This is a genomic window from Pseudomonas sp. 30_B (assembly GCF_017491605.1).
GTDB lineage: Bacteria > Pseudomonadota > Gammaproteobacteria > Pseudomonadales > Pseudomonadaceae > Pseudomonas.
This window is the reverse complement of sequence record NZ_JAFGYY010000582.1, coordinates 1-225: the sequence shown is the minus strand read 5'-3', so window position 1 is coordinate 225 and position 225 is coordinate 1. Positions and strand designations below refer to the sequence as shown.

The window sequence follows — 225 nt, the reverse complement described above, 5'->3', positions numbered from 1 at the left end:
TGGCCATGCGCTTCGGCGACTGGAAGGCGGTGTTCTGCGAGCAGCGCAAGCCCGGCGGCTTCGAGGTGTGGAGCGAACCCTTCGTCTGCCTGCGGATTCCCAAGCTGTTCAACCTGCGCATGGACCCCTACGAGCGGGCGGATGTGGTCTCCGACCAGTATTACGACTGGCTGACCAAGAACGACTATCTGCTGTTCCAGGGGACTCGCAAGGCGGCAGCCTTCC

1 pseudogene is annotated in these 225 nt (G+C 63.1%); it reads left to right on the top strand.

Features of this window, described 5'->3' with window-relative positions:
- Positions 1–225, top strand: a pseudogene (locus J5M67_RS29480) (arylsulfatase); the annotation flags it as partial.